The organism is Leptospira fluminis (assembly GCF_004771275.1).
GTDB classification, from domain to species: domain Bacteria; phylum Spirochaetota; class Leptospiria; order Leptospirales; family Leptospiraceae; genus Leptospira_B; species Leptospira_B fluminis.
In genome coordinates, this window is the sequence record NZ_RQEV01000003.1 from 277,929 (window position 1) to 294,466 (window position 16,538).

Consider the following 16,538-nt stretch of genomic DNA (forward strand, 5'->3'; position numbering starts at 1 on the left):
TTTTTTCTTGAAAATCGATCGAGCGGTTTGTCACTAAATTCTGGACTTTGACTTGCAATAAGTTTCCGTCCACGGATGTTAAAATGAAAGCGAACCCTATCGAAACGAAATCTTATCCTTCCGACTCATTCACCGTCCTAAAATCGGCATCTTTAAAGAATTATAAAGTGTATGCGGTTTTCGGAGGACAAGGATCGGATCCTCTGCCGCAAATCAGATCTTTTTACGAAGAGAGTATCGGAAACGGGGATTTTTTCGAAACCGTCTGCTCGACTTTATTAGAGGAATATTCCCTTCTATCCGAGCAACGCGCGGCTCTACTTCTACCTTACGGCTTTCATCTTTCCGACTGGCTACAACGACCGGAACTGACTCCGGCTGCGGCCCACCTAGTGCCTTGTCCTTACAGTGTTCCGCTTATTTTCATATCTCAAGCGGCGGGTTTATATCGCTTTCTACAAGAAGAGAACGACTGGGAAACGCTAAGGTCGACTACGGCCGGAGCCTTCGGTCATTCCCAGGGGATCTATGCGGCGATTCTTCTTTCATCCTCCAAAAATAAAGAATCCTTTCTACTCAATTGCTCCAAAATACTAAGAGCCATTTTTCATCTTTCCCTGCGTTCTCAGGACGAGTTCCCGGTGTTGGAGATCGACGCCACATACAAAAGATTCGTAAAGTCCGACGAAGTTCCTTCTCCTATGGCATCATTGAAGGCTGGAGAAGCCGATCTCGTAAAAATTTTAGAAAAATTTAATTTAGATCGAGCTGCGGAAGATACCGTTTATCTGGGTCTGAAAAACGGCCCGGACTCCCTGGTTCTCTGCTCATCGACCGAGTCCTTACTCGAATTCCGTGACTTTCTATCTCGATCCGATTTTCCGGATCTCGGTTCATGGGGATTTTTGAATATTTCCGCGCCGTTTCATTGCCAGTTGCTAAGAAGGGTTCCCGTACTCTTGGAGCAGGATCTGAAACGGATAGGGTTCGACGTTCGTCCCGAAGATTTGGATATTCCCGTTTTCGATACCCGAGACGGAAGAAACCTGAAAGACGAACAGGGACTCCCTTTGTCTCTCGCGAGAATGGTCGTCGCAGATTCTTTAGATTGGGGAGCCTGCATCAAAGAACTTACGAACGAACCCGGCAAAATCTTACTTCTTTCCTTCGGACCCGGCGCCGGAACGGACAGACTCTGCTCGAATTATCTGAAAGGAAAATCCTTCCTTCTGGAAAACTTGGAAAAAGAGGAATCATTCCGTTCGTTTAAGCGCACTGATTCAGTGAAATTTCCGAAAGCATGGAAGGATTTCGCTCCCGAATTAGTACGCTTGCCGAAAGGAAAGGAATTTATCCGCAATTCCTATTCGGTATGGACGGAACATCCGCCGGTTTTCGGAGGAGGAATGACCCCTTCTACCGTAGAACCGGACATGGTGATTGCCGCCGCCAAAGCGGGTTTTTTGGTCGAATGGGCCGGCGGAGGCCAAGTCACCGAAGATATCTTCCGAAAACGGATGGATCGATTCCGTCGGGAACTGCCTCCGGGTAAGAAGATCGTAATCAATCTTCTGTATTTGGACGCTTATCTTTGGAATTTGCAAGTTCCTTTGGTAAAAAAGATGAAGGCCGAAGGCGCGCCCATCGAAGGAGTAACCATCTCCGCAGGGATTCCGGAAACGGAAGAGGCGGTCCGTATTATTAAGGATTTTGAATCCTATGGGATATGGTTGAATTCGTTTAAGCCGGGAACGAAAAGCCAGATCCAACAAGTGATATCTATAGCGAAAAGAATTCCCGAATCCACTATTCTAATGCAGATCGAGGGCGGAGCTGCGGGAGGTCATCATAGCTGGGAAGATTTGGAAAACCTGGTTTCTTCCATGTATTCCGAAATTCGCTCCTGCACGAATCTGATCCTCGGGGTAGGAGGCGGAATCGCGGAGCCCCAGGACGCGAAACGCTGGCTCTTCGGAACATGGAACCGGGAAACGATTATGCCTGTGGATGCGGTTTTTCTAGGAACGAGACTGATGGCCGCCAAGGAATGCGCGACCTCCGAAAGAATCAAACAAGCGTTAGTCGAATTATCCGGATCTCACGATTGGCAATCCACGAAGGATGGAAAAAATGCGGGAGGAGTCGTCTCCGGAAAATCGGGTCTCGGAGCCGATATCTATTACGCGGGAAATACCTGGACTAAACTTTCCCTTTTGGCAGAAGAACTCACGAGAGGAAAAGAGGCGGAAGAAGCAAGGAAGAACGTCTCGGATAGAAAGGAGGAATTGATTTCGCTTATTAATTCCACTGCAAAACCCTATTTCGGCGACCTTGAAAGGATGACCTATACCGAAGTTTTGGAACGTTTCGTCGAACTGGTATGCCCCGGAGAACGACTTCTTTCGCCCGAAGGGGATTGGCCGGACCATCCATTCATAGACCGCAGCTTTCGGAATCGTTTTCAGGAACTAGTGTATAGATTCGAAGGACGCATGCTTCCTTCCTGCTCGGAGGCCAGTGACTCTTTCGCAAGCGATCCGGAAATATTCAAAAAACCGAAAGAAGTACTTCTTGATTGGGAAGCCTCTTATCCAAAGGCAAAGGAAATCCTTTTGCTTCCGGAGGACAGGGCTTTTTTTCTAGAAGTATGCAGACGGCCCGGAAAACCCGTGAACTTCATACCCTTACTGGACGAGGATCTCGTAAAATGGATCCGTTCGGATTCGCTTTGGTATTCTCATTGCGTCGGAATCGATCCCGATTCTTGCCCCTGGATCCCAGGACCGAAAGCGATATCCGGAATCAAGACTCTCAACGAATCGATCTCTTCCATTTTCGCCGATTTTATCCAGGGAATCCTTCCTTTAAAAAATAATCCGAGAAATATAGATTGGTCCGATCTCTGGGAAACAAAAAAATCCCTTTCCGACGAATTGGAAGTATTCACGAACGAATCCGGTATCGGAGGATCCATTCGGATTTCCGCGGATTCGAAACCGTCTTTGGCGGAGTGGACTCCTCTCCTATCCAAGCTAGGAAGCGGATTTCTCTCCGGAGTTCTTGCCGCACCTAGAATCAACGGAGAACCTTCCGATCTTCCTTTTTTACTGCAGCCGAAACCCGATCGCCTTTTCTCTTGGGAACTGAGTCCCGCGAACGAACTGATCCTGCTTCAAGTCTACGAAAAAGGAAAATTGAAGATCGAGTTACGGTTGGTTGATCCGATTACGGCACAACTGGAAATTTTCTTCCATCGTCCTGGAGACGATCTTTCCGTTCCCTTTCGACGCCGCTTCTATTTCGACCAAGAGGGAAGCCGCTTCGTTTCGGAAGATTTAGAAACAAAGCGGAAATCCATCCTGAAACTTTACGAAACATCCTGGAGCACGGCCCCGAATCCTTCCTCTCTTGAAAGTTTTTTCATGAACGAATCGGTGCACGAGACCGTTTTAGACAAGGAAAGTATAATATCCTTTCGAAAAGCGATCGGTGAATTGAGGCGTGCGGATCTTAGATCCGAGCCGATTCCTCCTTTAGGGATGAGTTCCACGTTCGCTTGGAAGATTCTTGTTTCTCCCTTGTTATCGCTTCCTGGCGCGAATCTTTTCAAACTACTTCACCTTTCCCAATCGTTCCGGTGGGAAAAATCCGTCGCTTCCCTTAAGCCTAAGGATCGAATTCGTTCCAAAGTCCGTCTCGCAAAGATCAGGAAGACTCCCCTAGGATTGCAGCTTGTAGTGATCGGAGAAGCGTCCAAAGAGGGATCGCCGATCTGTTCCTTCGAAACGGGATTTTTAATTCGAGACACTACCTCCGATATTCGAAATTCGGATTCATTACCGTTCCGAAAGGAAATACGAATCCAATCCTTCGCTCAGATCGAAGTACTACTTTCCCTGCCTTGGATCCGAAAAACGGAAACCTCGCAAGATCCCAAAATAGGATGCGTCTTCAAATTCGAATCCGATAAGGCGCTGGTCCGCGAAGAAGACTCCGGTTCCGAATCGTATATCGCGCAAGGTAAGATCGAAATCATAGACGGCGGCAAGATCGAACCTTGGGGAAGATTCGAAATCGAAGAGAGTATTCCTGCAGGGCATCGCGGCTCGTTAGATCGCTTTTTTGCCGTGTTTCAAGAAGCGGAAATTTTCGTGCCTTTAGCTTCCCCATACAGAATATTTTCAGAAACATTGACGGCGCCGGCCGACATGTCCGATTATTCCGCCGCATCCGGAGATACCAATCCCATCCATACCGACTCGGATTTCGCCGTCCTCGGCGGCTGGAAGGATAAGATCGTTCATGGACTATGGACTTCCTCCCAAATATTGAAACTTTTGGTAAGAGAAGTCTGCAAGGGCGATTCTTCCCGAGTTCTTTCGTTTACGGAGACCTTCGAGGCCCCCGTATATCTTACTGAGGAACTTCGTGTGGAGGCCCGGCACGTGTCCTCTCATCAGGGAGATATGGTTCTCGAAATCAAGGTGGAGAACAGAGCCGGAGAAATCAAACTGAATGCGCGCGCAGTAGTTTCTCCTTCGGTTACGGGTTACGTATTTACCGGCCAAGGTTCCCAATCGCAGGGTATGGGATTGAAGCTGATGGAAGAATTTCCGGAAGCGAGAAAAGTTTGGGAGCGTGCGGAAAAAACCGCGACGGAAGAACTAGGCTTTTCGCTGATCGAAATCGTCCGCGACAATCCAACTTCCTTAAAAGTAGGCAATCGAATCTGGAATCACCCGAAAGGGGTTCTTCATTTGACCCAATTCACCCAAGTCGCCTTGGTTACGAAGTCCATGGCGGATTGGGAAATTCTAAAAGGCAGAGGATTCCTAGTTTCTCATGCGCCTTTTGCGGGACATTCCTTAGGAGAATTTTCTTCGCTTTCCGCCAGAGGATTTCTCGGATTAGAGAACGTTATCCGAATCGTCTATGGACGCGGACTTACGATGCAGGATCTGGTTCCCAGAGATTCGGAAGGAAAGAGTCCCTACGGGATGAGCGTCGTCCTAGGCAATCGACATGTCGGGTTGACGGAAGAAAAAATCCTAGGAGTGGTCGAAGAGATCCGTAGAAGTACCAGTCTCCCTTTGGAAGTAGTAAATCTAAATATTAGAGATAAACAATATTCCGTCACCGGCGATCTCAGAGCCCTTTCCGAAATGGAAGCGAAATTCAAGGAGATCGTAAGGGGTAAAAAAACGACGATCCGATTGGAAGGGATAGATGTCCCGTTCCATTCCAGAATTCTAGTTTCCGGTGTCTCCGAATTCCGGAAAACCCTCGAATTCAACGTTCCCTCGCATTCCGATTTTTCCGAATTGGACGGGAAATACATTCCGAATCTGATCGCGAAACCGTTTTCCATAGATAGGAAATTCTTGGAACAGGTTTTCGAAATTTCCCAAAGCCAGATCCTATCGGAAGTGATTTCCGGAAAACGCCCGGACGCTTCCGATTCCGAACTTCGCCGGATTCTGTTAATCGAACTGTTGGCATACCAGTTCGCGATGCCGGTACAATGGATCCGAACACAGGACGTATTGTTCGGTGAATTGAATGTAAGAAGGTTAATCGATCTGGGGGCGAGAGGAGATCTTGCGGGGATGGCAAGACAGACCATCCGCGACGTTTCGGATTCTGCTTCTTATGAAATTCTGCATATAGAGGAAAATCGAAACGCGGTCTTCTACGAATCGGAGGACGTTCCTCAAGCTTCTTGGAGCGAAAAATCGGAATCTTCCCTCACGTTCGATACGAAGAGCGAAGCTTTGGAAATCGCAACCAAGACGGAAATCAAAAAAATCGAACCCGAAGTAGAAGCGACCGTCTCCGAATCGGATTCGGCAGAGGAAGCGGACGCGGCTTTGGACAGAAAAGATGCCCTGCTCTCGTTGCTCTCCCTAAAGGCCGGAGTAAGACCGGACGAAATTTCCGAGGAAGAAACGATCGATTCTCTGTTCGGAGGAAATTCATCCAAAAGAAACCAGGTTATGGCCGATCTGGGCGCCGAATTTAGGACTCCTAGCCTCGACGGAGGTCATGAAAAACCGATTCGCGAATTGAATAAATTGTTAAGTGAACAGTCGCAATACGTTCAACCCGGTCCTTATTTAAGGACCGCATTCGAAGAGACCGTCAAAAAACATTTCCCTCCGGATTTCGGACGGACCGAGATCTTTCGCCATTTAAAGCAGGAAAGGAGTCTTTCTGAATCGGGAATTTTTGCGGTCAGCATCTTTCTTCCGTTATTTGTTCGCGAAGGAGAATCGTTGCGCAAAGGTCTCTTAAGTCCGATCGCACTCTCCAGTCGTTTGAACAGCGCAAAAGAAGCCTCTAAGTGGTTGGATAAGGCAGTAGACCTTTTCGCACAGAGTAAGGGGATTCGAATTCCTAAACTTTCGGCCGCAAAAGGTGCCTCAGGAGGAGCAAAAGTAGACGCAGCCGCATTGGAAGAATTGGAAAGAAAATATTTCGGAGCGGAAGGAGTTTTCGGTAAAAACATCCGAGATCTCAGAGTTAGACTTTTAGGAGAAGATCCTTTTGCTCAATACTTGGTGAGAGATCTGAATCTTCTTTCGGAAGCGAGAACCCGCAACTCCTCCGTCGCGGATCTACAACCTCTTTTCGAAGAGAAAAAGGCGGTGGTCTTCGGAAATTCCGAACAATGGGCAAAGAAGAAACTCCTTCAAATTCTTACCGAAATTTCCTCGGGAAAACGGACTCATCTTAGTCCCGGAGAGAAAGTCTATCTGACTAATCATCGTACCCGGCTTTTAAAAAGCGTGTTCGAATATTGGGTTTCGGGAACGAGACTTTCTTCTCCGAACACAAAGGAAGCGGTCTCCTGTTTAGAGGGAATCTTCCGAATTTCTTCCGAAGATAAGTCCTCTCCCGTTTGGAAAGCGGCACCTTCCGTACTGAGACCTAAGTTAGATATCGAAGCGGACGGAACCTGGCGTTATTCGGAAACGGAAGACAAAAATAATATCAAGGAATTGTTATATTCTAGGATTCATCTCAAAACGAGCTCTGATTTCGGAAGTAATTTCAAAGTCGATTCCTCCGAAACGGCTTCTTTCGAAAAAGTATTGGAAGAAGCGATCGCCGCAGGCGTTACGTTTGCAGGTAAAAAGATACTGGTAACCGGAGCGGGCCCGAACTCCATAGCTTTGGAAACCGTCCAAGCGTTGCTTTCCGGGGGAGCCGACGTGATCTTAACGACCACCTCTTATTCCTCCGAAAAAGTTCGCCTTTATAAGAGAGTCTTTCAGGAATACGGGTCCCCTGAATCCCGCCTGCAAATCCTTCCCTTCTCGCAAGGTTCTCTCGAGGACGTTCGTAAACTTTCGGATTGGCTCTCCTCCAAAAACTGGGAGCCTGATCTTTTGCTACCTTTCGGAGCGATCGGAGAGGAGAATTCGGTGTCGCAGTTGGACGAATCCTCCCTCATTTCGTTACAGGTATTGCTGGTAGGCGTGGAAAAGCTGATCGGAGTCTTAGGAAGAGGAAGAAAAGCCCTCGGCCCGGACGCTTCCCCATTGAACGTCATTCTTCCCCTTTCTCCCAATCACGGAATATTCGGTAAGGACGGACTCTATGCAGAAACGAAGTTAGGATTAGAGGCCTTGTTCAGAAAAAAATATTCGGAATCCGAAGACTGGGGCAAGAACGTTCGGATCATCGGTTGCGTAATCGGTTGGGTCCGAGGAACGGGTTTAATGGAGGCCAACGATTTGGTCGCCGAAGCTCTGGAAAGGGAAACCGATGTCCTTACTTTTTCCAAAAGGGAAATGGGAGCCCTAATTTCCGGACTGGCACGTCATATATTCGAAAATTCTAAAGTTGGCGTACTAAAAGCGGATTTTACCGGAGGTTTGGACTCCCAACCCGATTTAGGTAAAGTTTTGGCGAAAATAAGATCGAATATCGTAAATGAAGCTAAAAACAAACGGGAAGCGTTTGCGATCCGTTCCGAGATTTTGGGAACGGAAGTCAAGCCGCAGAAAGTTCGCCCGTTACCGAAGGAACTTTATTTCCATCCGTCCACACCGAACGAGAAGGAACTCGCGACTTACGGCGACCTTACGCATATCGATTTGAAAAATCTGATCTGCGTCGTCGGGTTTGCGGAAATCGGACCCGGAGGAAGCTCCTTAAGCCGCTGGGAACTCGAAAAAACCGGATCTCTTTCCCTTGAGGCTGCTTTGGAACTAGCCTGGATTATGGGATTGGTAAAATACCAGGCTTCGGATAAGGGCCGGACCTGGACCGATGCGGAATCGGGAGAGGCGATCCAAGAGTGGGAAGCGAAGGAGCGTTATGAAAAACGAATCCTTCAAAATACCGGGATCCGGTTGATAGACCCGGCCGATAGAGGTTTCGATGCGAACGGTTTATTCGCTTTCGTAGATGTAGTGTTAGAGGAAGATTTCTTCGTCCCGGCCGCAACTCAAAAAGAAGCCGAGGAATTCCGCAAAGCCGAATCGGAAGCTACTGAAATCTACCACGATACGGAAAAAGACAAATGGTTCGTTAAACGAAGAAAAGGAAGCGTAGTTAAGGTTAAAAAAGCGATCGGAGTAAACCGAAAAGTTGCGGGACAGATTCCCAAAGGCTGGGATCCGATCCGCTACGGTATCCCGAAAGAGCTGAGCAAACAGGTGGATCGAATCACTTTATACAATCTCTATTGCACCTGTGAGGCTTTTTTGAGAGCGGGCATGGAGCCCGTCGAACTTTACGCCTATCTACACCCAGGACTAGTAGGATCCACCGTAGGTTCGGGCCTGGGCGGAATGGGAAAAATGAAGCGAATGTTTCAGGATTTTTTAATGGGCAGCGAGAGACAACACGATGCACTTCAAGAATCCTTAATTAACGTTACGGCGGCGTGGGCGCTCACTTCCTATGTAGGAGCTTACGGCCCGGTCCAAACTCCCGTTGCCGCCTGCGCGACGGCTGGCGTTTCCTTGGAAATGGCCGCAAATATGATACGGGACGGAAAAGCAAAGTTTATGTTAGCCGGAGCGTTCGACGATTTTTCCGAGGAAGGAGTGATCGGATTCGGCGATATGCAAGCCACCGCGGACAGCATTGAAATGGAGGCAGCGGGAATCGAACCGTCCTCCGTCTGCAGACCCAACGACATTCGGAGAAACGGTTTCGTAGAAGCCCAAGGAGGAGGAGTCATACTTTTGGCTCGAGGAGATTTGGCTTTAGAAGCAGCTCTCCCGGTCTACGGTATTCTCGCGTATGCAGGATCCAAAACCGACGGAATCCAAGCTTCCATTCCGGCACCGGGACTAGGACTACTCTCGTTAGGAGCGGAATCCGCAGACAAGGCGAATCGATTTTGGAATATCCAAGATCGAAAAAAAGCTTTGGCCAAGTGGGAAGAGGACCGCCAACGCGTCGTCGAAAGTTACGGAAAAGACGGAGACGAATTCTTTCACAAGGTACGCGCGCTTCTTTCCGGCGACTTTCAGCCCGGAGGAGAAGGAATTTCTCCTTTACGATCCGCCTTGGCATCTTTCGGACTGACTGTCGACGATATCGACTTCGCTTACAAGCATGACACTTCGACCAAGGCTAACGACAAGAACGAAAACAAACTCCTTTATACTTTGCTAAACGGATTGGGAAGGGCTCCCGGGAATCTGCTTCCGGTCGTTTCGCAAAAATCTCTGACCGGGCATTCAAAAGGAGGAGCCGCCGCCTGGCAGACCGTAGGTGTCCTGCAAAGTTTAGAGGAAGGGGTCGTTACCGGAAATCGAAATCTGGAAGAAGTCGATCCCGACATGAATTCCTTTCCGTTTCTCGCGTTTACCGACGAGTCCTTGAATTTCGGAAAACATTCCTTTAAGGCCGGAATACTAACTACATTAGGATTCGGCCATATAGGAGCTCTTTGCCTACTTCTGCATTCCAATTTCTTCCTGGCAGCGTTGACTCCGCAAGAAAGGGCAAAATATCTCTCTCTTAGACGTCGGAGAGAAATTTCGGGAAGGAATCGATATCACGAAATTAGAATGGAGATCGGAAAGCCGCTTTACGAACGCAAGACCAAATCCTATTTCGAACGGGAGGAAATCTCCCTTTTACTGGATTCGTCCTTTAGACAAGGCAAGGGTTTTTAGACGATGATCGCTCTGAAACCCATGCTTCCCGAATCCGTCCAAAAGCTCGGGCATACGAATCTATCGATAGGCGTCGATCTGGTATTTATTCCCGAATTCAGAAAGGCGCTCGAGGAACCCGGAACCGCTTTCTTCGACAAAACCTTCACTAGTTGGGAACTTGCAAAGGCATCCACGAAGTCGATGCCGGAACGCGCGGTATTCTTTTCGGGAAGATACTCCGCCAAGGAAGCATTCGTCAAAGCTTTGGACGGCCCCCGACTCCATTTGCCTCCGGCCTTTCGGTTTCTATATTCCGAAATCGAAATACGAAACGACGAATTCGGAAGACCGTATTGCCGTTTTTACGGAAGCCTTTCGGACTACATGAAGAAGACCGGATCTTCCGTCATCTCACTCAGTATAACGCACGTCGAAGAATACGCCTTTTCGGAAATTCTTCTTTCACTTTAGGAAAGCGAAATGATACCCACAAGAAAACCGGAACCGGAATCCGCCATAGAAGCTACGATCAGTCTCCCCGTTATAGAGGCGGCGGTTCGCCTTCTCAAATCCTTGAATCCCAACCTTTCCGAATCGAGCGAAACTTTGCCAGAAAGAAAGGGAAAACTGAGAAAAGTCCTGGTTGCGAACAGAGGAGAAATAGCGAAGAGATTTTTTCAAGCTTTGCGTGAGGAAGGAATCAGATCGGTGGCGGTCGTCACGGATCCGGATCGAGGTCAATCCTGGTACGAACCTGCGGACGAAATTCTCTATATCGGAGATCCCGACGGGTATTCAGATCCTCAAAGGATAGTAGCGGCGATATTGTTATCGAACGCCGACGCTGTCTATCCAGGATACGGATTTTTGTCCGAAGATTTCCGGTTCGTAGAGACGTTGGAAACTGCCTCTCTTATATATAAAAAAAATATAATATTTATGGGACCGAAAGCCCAAGTGATGAGGAGAGTAGGAAACAAATTAGACGCAAGAAAACTGGCGGGAGAAAACGGAATTCCTCTTTTCGACGGAAGCGGACCGATCACCGAAGGGGAAGACCAAGCACTCCGAGAAGCTAAGCGCATCGGTTATCCAGTAATGGTAAAACTGGATGCGGGCGGGGGAGGCAAAGGAATGGTTGTCGCTTACTCCGAAGAGGAATTGAAAAATGCGATAGAAAGCGCGGTACGAATCGGCAAGCAGGCTTACGGAAACGGAACGTACTTTCTCGAAAAATTCGTGGAAAGTCCTGCGCATTTCGAAGTGCAAATATTCAATTCCGTTGCGGTCGGCGTACGAAAATGCGCCGTTCAAAGAAGAAACCAAAAGATCGTCGAAGAAAGCGGCGAAACTTTTTTGGACGATCGAACCTTACTCCAACTACTCTCATCGGCGGAGAGGATCGCGCATATCTCGGGATATTCGGACGGCTGCGGAGCGGGAACCGTAGAGTTTCTTTTGGACGGGGATAAGGGAAATTTCGGTTTTCTCGAAATGAATACCCGTCTGCAAGTGGAGTATCCCGTTACTGATCAATCTTTAGGAATCGACCTTGCCAAGTGGCAGATTCTTTTCTTCGACGGACGCGAAATCGAAATCCCTTTCGATTCGGTGGTAAGAAGAAGATTCTCGGCAAGAAATCATTCTATCCAATGCAGAATTTATGCTGAGGATCCTTTTCAAAATTATTCCCCTGCACCGGGAAAAATCACCGAGCTGGAGCTCCCCACTTTTAACGGAGTGAGATGCGACTTCGGATTCAAAAAAGGGGACCGCATCCTGGGGGAATACGACCCTATGATCGGCAAATTGATCGCCTTCGGAACCAGTAGACAGGAAGCCCTTTTAAGAATGGAAAGAGCATTGTGCGAATTGTACGTTAAGGGGATCACAACCAACCACGAACAGCTTTTAAAACTGATCCGCCACGAATCCTTTCGTCAGGGAGGATACGATAATCGTATTCTGAATCAAAATCCCGAATTGGTCAAAGAGGATTTCGTTTATCATCAAGAGGGGGCGTTGTTTTGCTGCCTTTCCGAATGTATTCTCTCTTCGAATCTAGCGGTCGAAGAGGCGCTTAAAGACGGAGATCTCCCCAGATTATTGAAGTCCGAAGAATCGGAGTATTTGTCGCATAAATTCGACGTGAAATTTTCCGGCTCCAATCTTCAAATCAGGATGTTCAAAGTAGGATTCAATTCCTATGAAATCCTATACGACGGAAAATATTTCGGCAGGGTACAGGTGACTTCCGGCGGAAATTCCGGAGAGGAATTCGTCGCCGATTTTCGGGGGAGAATCATTCCGGTAAGAGTCGATCGAAGACCGTCCTTTCACTCCGTACGCTTCGTAGATGGAAACGGCAAACTGAGATTTCTCCGGTACATAATCCATTCCAATAAACGAAGCAAAACACGGGACGAAGAAGGACAATTGCGTTCCCCCTTTCAAGGAACTTTCGTAAAGATACCGGACAACCCGAAAACGGGAAGACCTTGGCGAGAAGGAGAATTCGTCCGAGAAGGGGAACCTCTCTTGGTGATTTCCGCCATGAAAATGGAAACGGTATTAAAATCTCCGATCACCGGAAAGTTGATTTACCTCGCGGAGCATGGGGATCCTTCCAGATTAATAAGGGGAACGAGCGCTTCCGGTTTGATCCTAGGAAAAGGATTCGCCGAAGGGGAAATTTTAGCTAAAATCGAGACCGAAGCTTCGACGGAGAATAGTTCTTCTGAAGTCGAGGAAAGGCTGCGCCTATCCGATTCTCTTTGGGAAAATTGGGAATTCCTTCCGACGGGGCCCGAATCCGCGAACCTTTCCGAACAGATCCTAAACTCCATCGAAGGGGAGGATTTGAGAAAAATACTACTTTCCTGGATTTCCGGAACGTTCCGGGAGGAATATTCCATTCCAAAAATGGAATATTTATTGAAATCCTACGACTTGGAAACGCAATCCGAGGCGGAAATCCGACGCTGGGGCACATTCTATCTTGAAATATTAAAATTTCATGTTTTGGTTCGAAGGTTGTTCTCTTCCGATCCCGGAACGAAATTTTCCCATTTCGGAGAGATTCACAGGTTGCTTTCCAAGTGGAACGAAGAAGGTTATAGCCCTTCCAAAGCGACCCGGAAATTGTTGTCCGCTGCTTTTCATTCCTACGGAATCGCAAACTGGAGTCCTGTCAGGCGAACGAAAGAACAAAAGGAAGCCTTCCTGAATCTGGTGCGGGCATACGCGAACCTAAGAGAAGGCAAAGATCTTTTCGTCAAGATCCTGGAGAAGTTCTCATCAACGGCACCTTCCACAAGATCCGTAGATCTTTCCTTGAACGGCATCATCTACCTGGAAGAAAGGGAAAAAGAACCGGGCTTGGAAAAGACCGCCAGAAGAATTCTCGCAATCAGAGGAAATCGTCCGCAAAAATTCCGCGGAGGAAATCCTACGATTTCCCGAAAACACGTATTCGATTACATACGATTTGTAAAGAGTCCTTGGTCTCTAGTGTCGCAGGAAAATCCCGAAGGGCTAGAAAAACGTTTCAAATCCTCGCTGGAAAAATCCACGCTCCCCCTCATCCCCGAGGAACTTTCCGAAACTATGAAACGTAGATTCGAAGAGAAAATCTCCTTTTGGAAATCCAAGGGAAGTATTTCCAGATTATTTTCCCCCGATAAAGTGCATTACCTTTACTTGGTAAATGACGGCAAGGAAAAGGAATATATCGTATTTTCTCCGATCACTCCCGAATCCGATCTAAACGTCTTTCGGTCCGGATTGGAAACAGCCGCTAAAAATGCCGCTTGCATTCTACAAGGCGCTCAAACGTTGAACAAGGTCGATTCCTTCAGATTGGAAATCATCAGCACCGACGTTCCGATTCCGTTCGACCTGACTGGCGATTGCGGCTCCAAAATAAATTATGAAAAAATAATGGAGTCCGCAAATTCGGTGGTTAGATTCTTTCTCCACGGTTTTTACAGCCAATTTATCCTGGAAATATTCGATTCCGAACGAAACGCGATCCGGACTTTCTCCTTTTTCTTCAAGGAAGGAAAGCTGAGAGTGGACATGGTTCATCCCGACGATCCGAGATTTCCCTACTCCGAGGCCTCGGAATCCAAAAATGCCGCGCTGTTCCGAAAGGGGAAATGGCCTTTAGAACATTGGATCCGAGAATCCTTCGATCAGGATACGGCCAGAGAAATATCGCTCTCCGGTGCGGACGACGTCGTCAGAAAGAATTCCAAAACGGGAATCGAAGAAACCTGTATACCGGGAGCAAAGATTTTCACCGGAAAAATCGGCGGAAAAGACGCGGTTTTCTTTTTCAAGGATTCCAGGATAGCAGGAGGCGCTACGGGAGATCTCGAAGGGAGAAAGTATATCGCCGCGGCATATTACGCGTACCGAAAGGATTCTCCTCTATACGTATGGAACGATGGAGCGGGAGCGAATATCAAGGAAGGAATGGTTTCGTTAAATCGCGCCGCAGAAGGGTTCTTTTTCAACGCTTTGCTTTCCCGTCGGGTGTCCGCCTCCGAATTCAAAGCCGCAATCGAATCCCACGGAGATCCGATATTGAGGGAAATCTGTTCCGAAACGGAAAAGAAGTATTCTTGCGAATTCCGCAGATACAGACCCGATGCAAAGCCTGAACATTGCGTCGTCGTCGCAGTCGGAGTGGGTTCCTCCACGGGATTGGACGTCTATGGGTCCTCGCAAGCCGCATTACAATTGATATTAAACGAAGAAGAATCCTACCGTGTTTTGACCGGATCCGCCGTAATCCAATCCGTAACGGGAGAAAAACTGACCAATTACGAAATCGGCGGAGCCCGAATTATGGGACAAGCGACGGGAACCGTCGATTTTATCGCCGGCGATAAGGTGCATCTACTCTGGTATCTGAGAAAAATCCAGGAAGTTCTTACCGGCAACCGCGAAAGCACCGGAACCTATATCCCACGTTCGCACAAAGAAGATTGGGTCGTTTTGGAAGAGAACGAATTGGCTGCGAACTCCGAAACCAATTCGCTGTTAAGCGTAAAGGAGGACTATTCGGGTTCTGGTTCTTTGATAGCGGGGTTGGTCCGTTTCGGTTCCGCTCCGGTAATGGCTTTAGGTCCCAGAACCAGCTTCGGATTTCATTCCCTTTCCTGTATCGTTAAAGCGAAAGAATCGATCAAGATCGCCGATAAAGCGGGTGCGGATCTCCTTCTCGTTTACGGAAGCAAGTGGTTCCGGAGTTCTCATTTGGACGATACGGATTCTTTACGCCCTCGTAGGGATTTTCAAAAATCCCTACAGGAATTCCGTGGGGCGTGCCTTCATTATGTAAAACATCCTGAGGGAATCTTAATACCGGAACTTACGGCCGCAGGAGACGCGTGGCTTTTTCTGGACGATTCCGCCAAATCAAAAGAACGCTCCGTCAAAAAGGAATTTTCCGACGCCAAGCGTTGGGCGACGTTCGTAGCTTTTTCGGAAGCCGAAGCATATTCCATTATTCGAAAGTTCTTCCACCTCTTAAGGACCCGCGAACATAAATCGGACACACTGGTTCCTATGGAAAGAGTGACCTTACCTTCGGATCCTTCCATTCCTTACGATATGAAACGGGAAGTCGTTTTAAAAGTATTGGATCCGGATTCTTTTTTGGAATTCTTCGAATCCGATCCCGGCACCAGTCTTCTCACCGGCCTCGGGCGTTTGAAAGGAAAAACCGTCGCGATCATAGCGGACCAACCCAAAGACGGAGGAGCCCCGGACGCACCGGGAACGGAAAAGTTCAGAATTTTTATGGAGTTCGTAAACAAACATCGGATTCCGGTACTGATGCTTTCCGACGCGCCCGGATTCGTTCCCGGAACGAAACAGGAAAGACTCCGGATCCAGCAGATCGGGGGAGAATCTCTAGATACGAATATTGTTTCTCCCGTACCGGTAGTATCCTTGGTGCTCAGGCAGAACTACGGAGGAAGACAAATTCACGCGTTCAGCGGATTCCTAAGACCCGGAATCGCATACTATGCGTATTCGGAAGCAGTCTTAGCGGTAATGGGTGCTTCGTCCGCTTTCGACCTTTTTCAAGGAGCCAAGATAGAGGCCTTAAAAAAGGACGGAAAGAACGAAGAGATAGAATCCCTTCGCCGCGAATTTTTGGATTCCTTCCGAAACAAATCCAGAGCCGTCGAAGACGCCGAGAAATCCGGAGTTATGGACGAGACATTTTCCTCTCTTACGGAACTCAGAGGTGTTCTCATCAAAGGATTGCGGGAAGCCGAACAAAAAATCGGAACCTGGAAGCGGAAGTTGGATACGAATTCCGCGTCGGAGTTCGTTTACGGATCCGACGGAAATTTCGACGATTGGAAGGATCTCATTCTTCCTTGATTCCCAGGAAACACT

At 48.0% G+C, this 16,538-nt stretch carries 3 protein-coding genes; all 3 read left to right on the forward strand.

The window, feature by feature from the left end:
- The first annotated feature begins 83 nt into the window (after positions 1–83).
- From EHO61_RS03240 to EHO61_RS03250, 3 genes are read left to right on the forward strand one after another with little or no spacing between them, the layout of a single operon-like run.
- On the forward strand, positions 84–10,139 hold the full coding sequence (locus EHO61_RS03240; RefSeq protein WP_135812186.1) for a type I polyketide synthase: 10,056 nt from the start codon (positions 84–86) through the stop codon (positions 10,137–10,139).
- A gap of 3 nt (positions 10,140–10,142) precedes the next feature.
- Positions 10,143–10,592 carry a holo-ACP synthase gene (locus EHO61_RS03245; RefSeq protein ID WP_246031988.1) on the forward strand — a complete coding sequence of 150 codons (450 nt, stop codon included), beginning with the start codon at positions 10,143–10,145 and terminating at the stop codon, positions 10,590–10,592.
- A 9-nt stretch (positions 10,593–10,601) separates the two neighbouring features.
- Positions 10,602–16,523 carry a carboxyl transferase domain-containing protein gene (locus EHO61_RS03250; protein ID WP_135812187.1) on the forward strand — a complete coding sequence of 1,974 codons (5,922 nt, stop codon included), beginning with the start codon at positions 10,602–10,604 and terminating at the stop codon, positions 16,521–16,523.
- Positions 16,524–16,538: the final 15 nt, after the last annotated feature.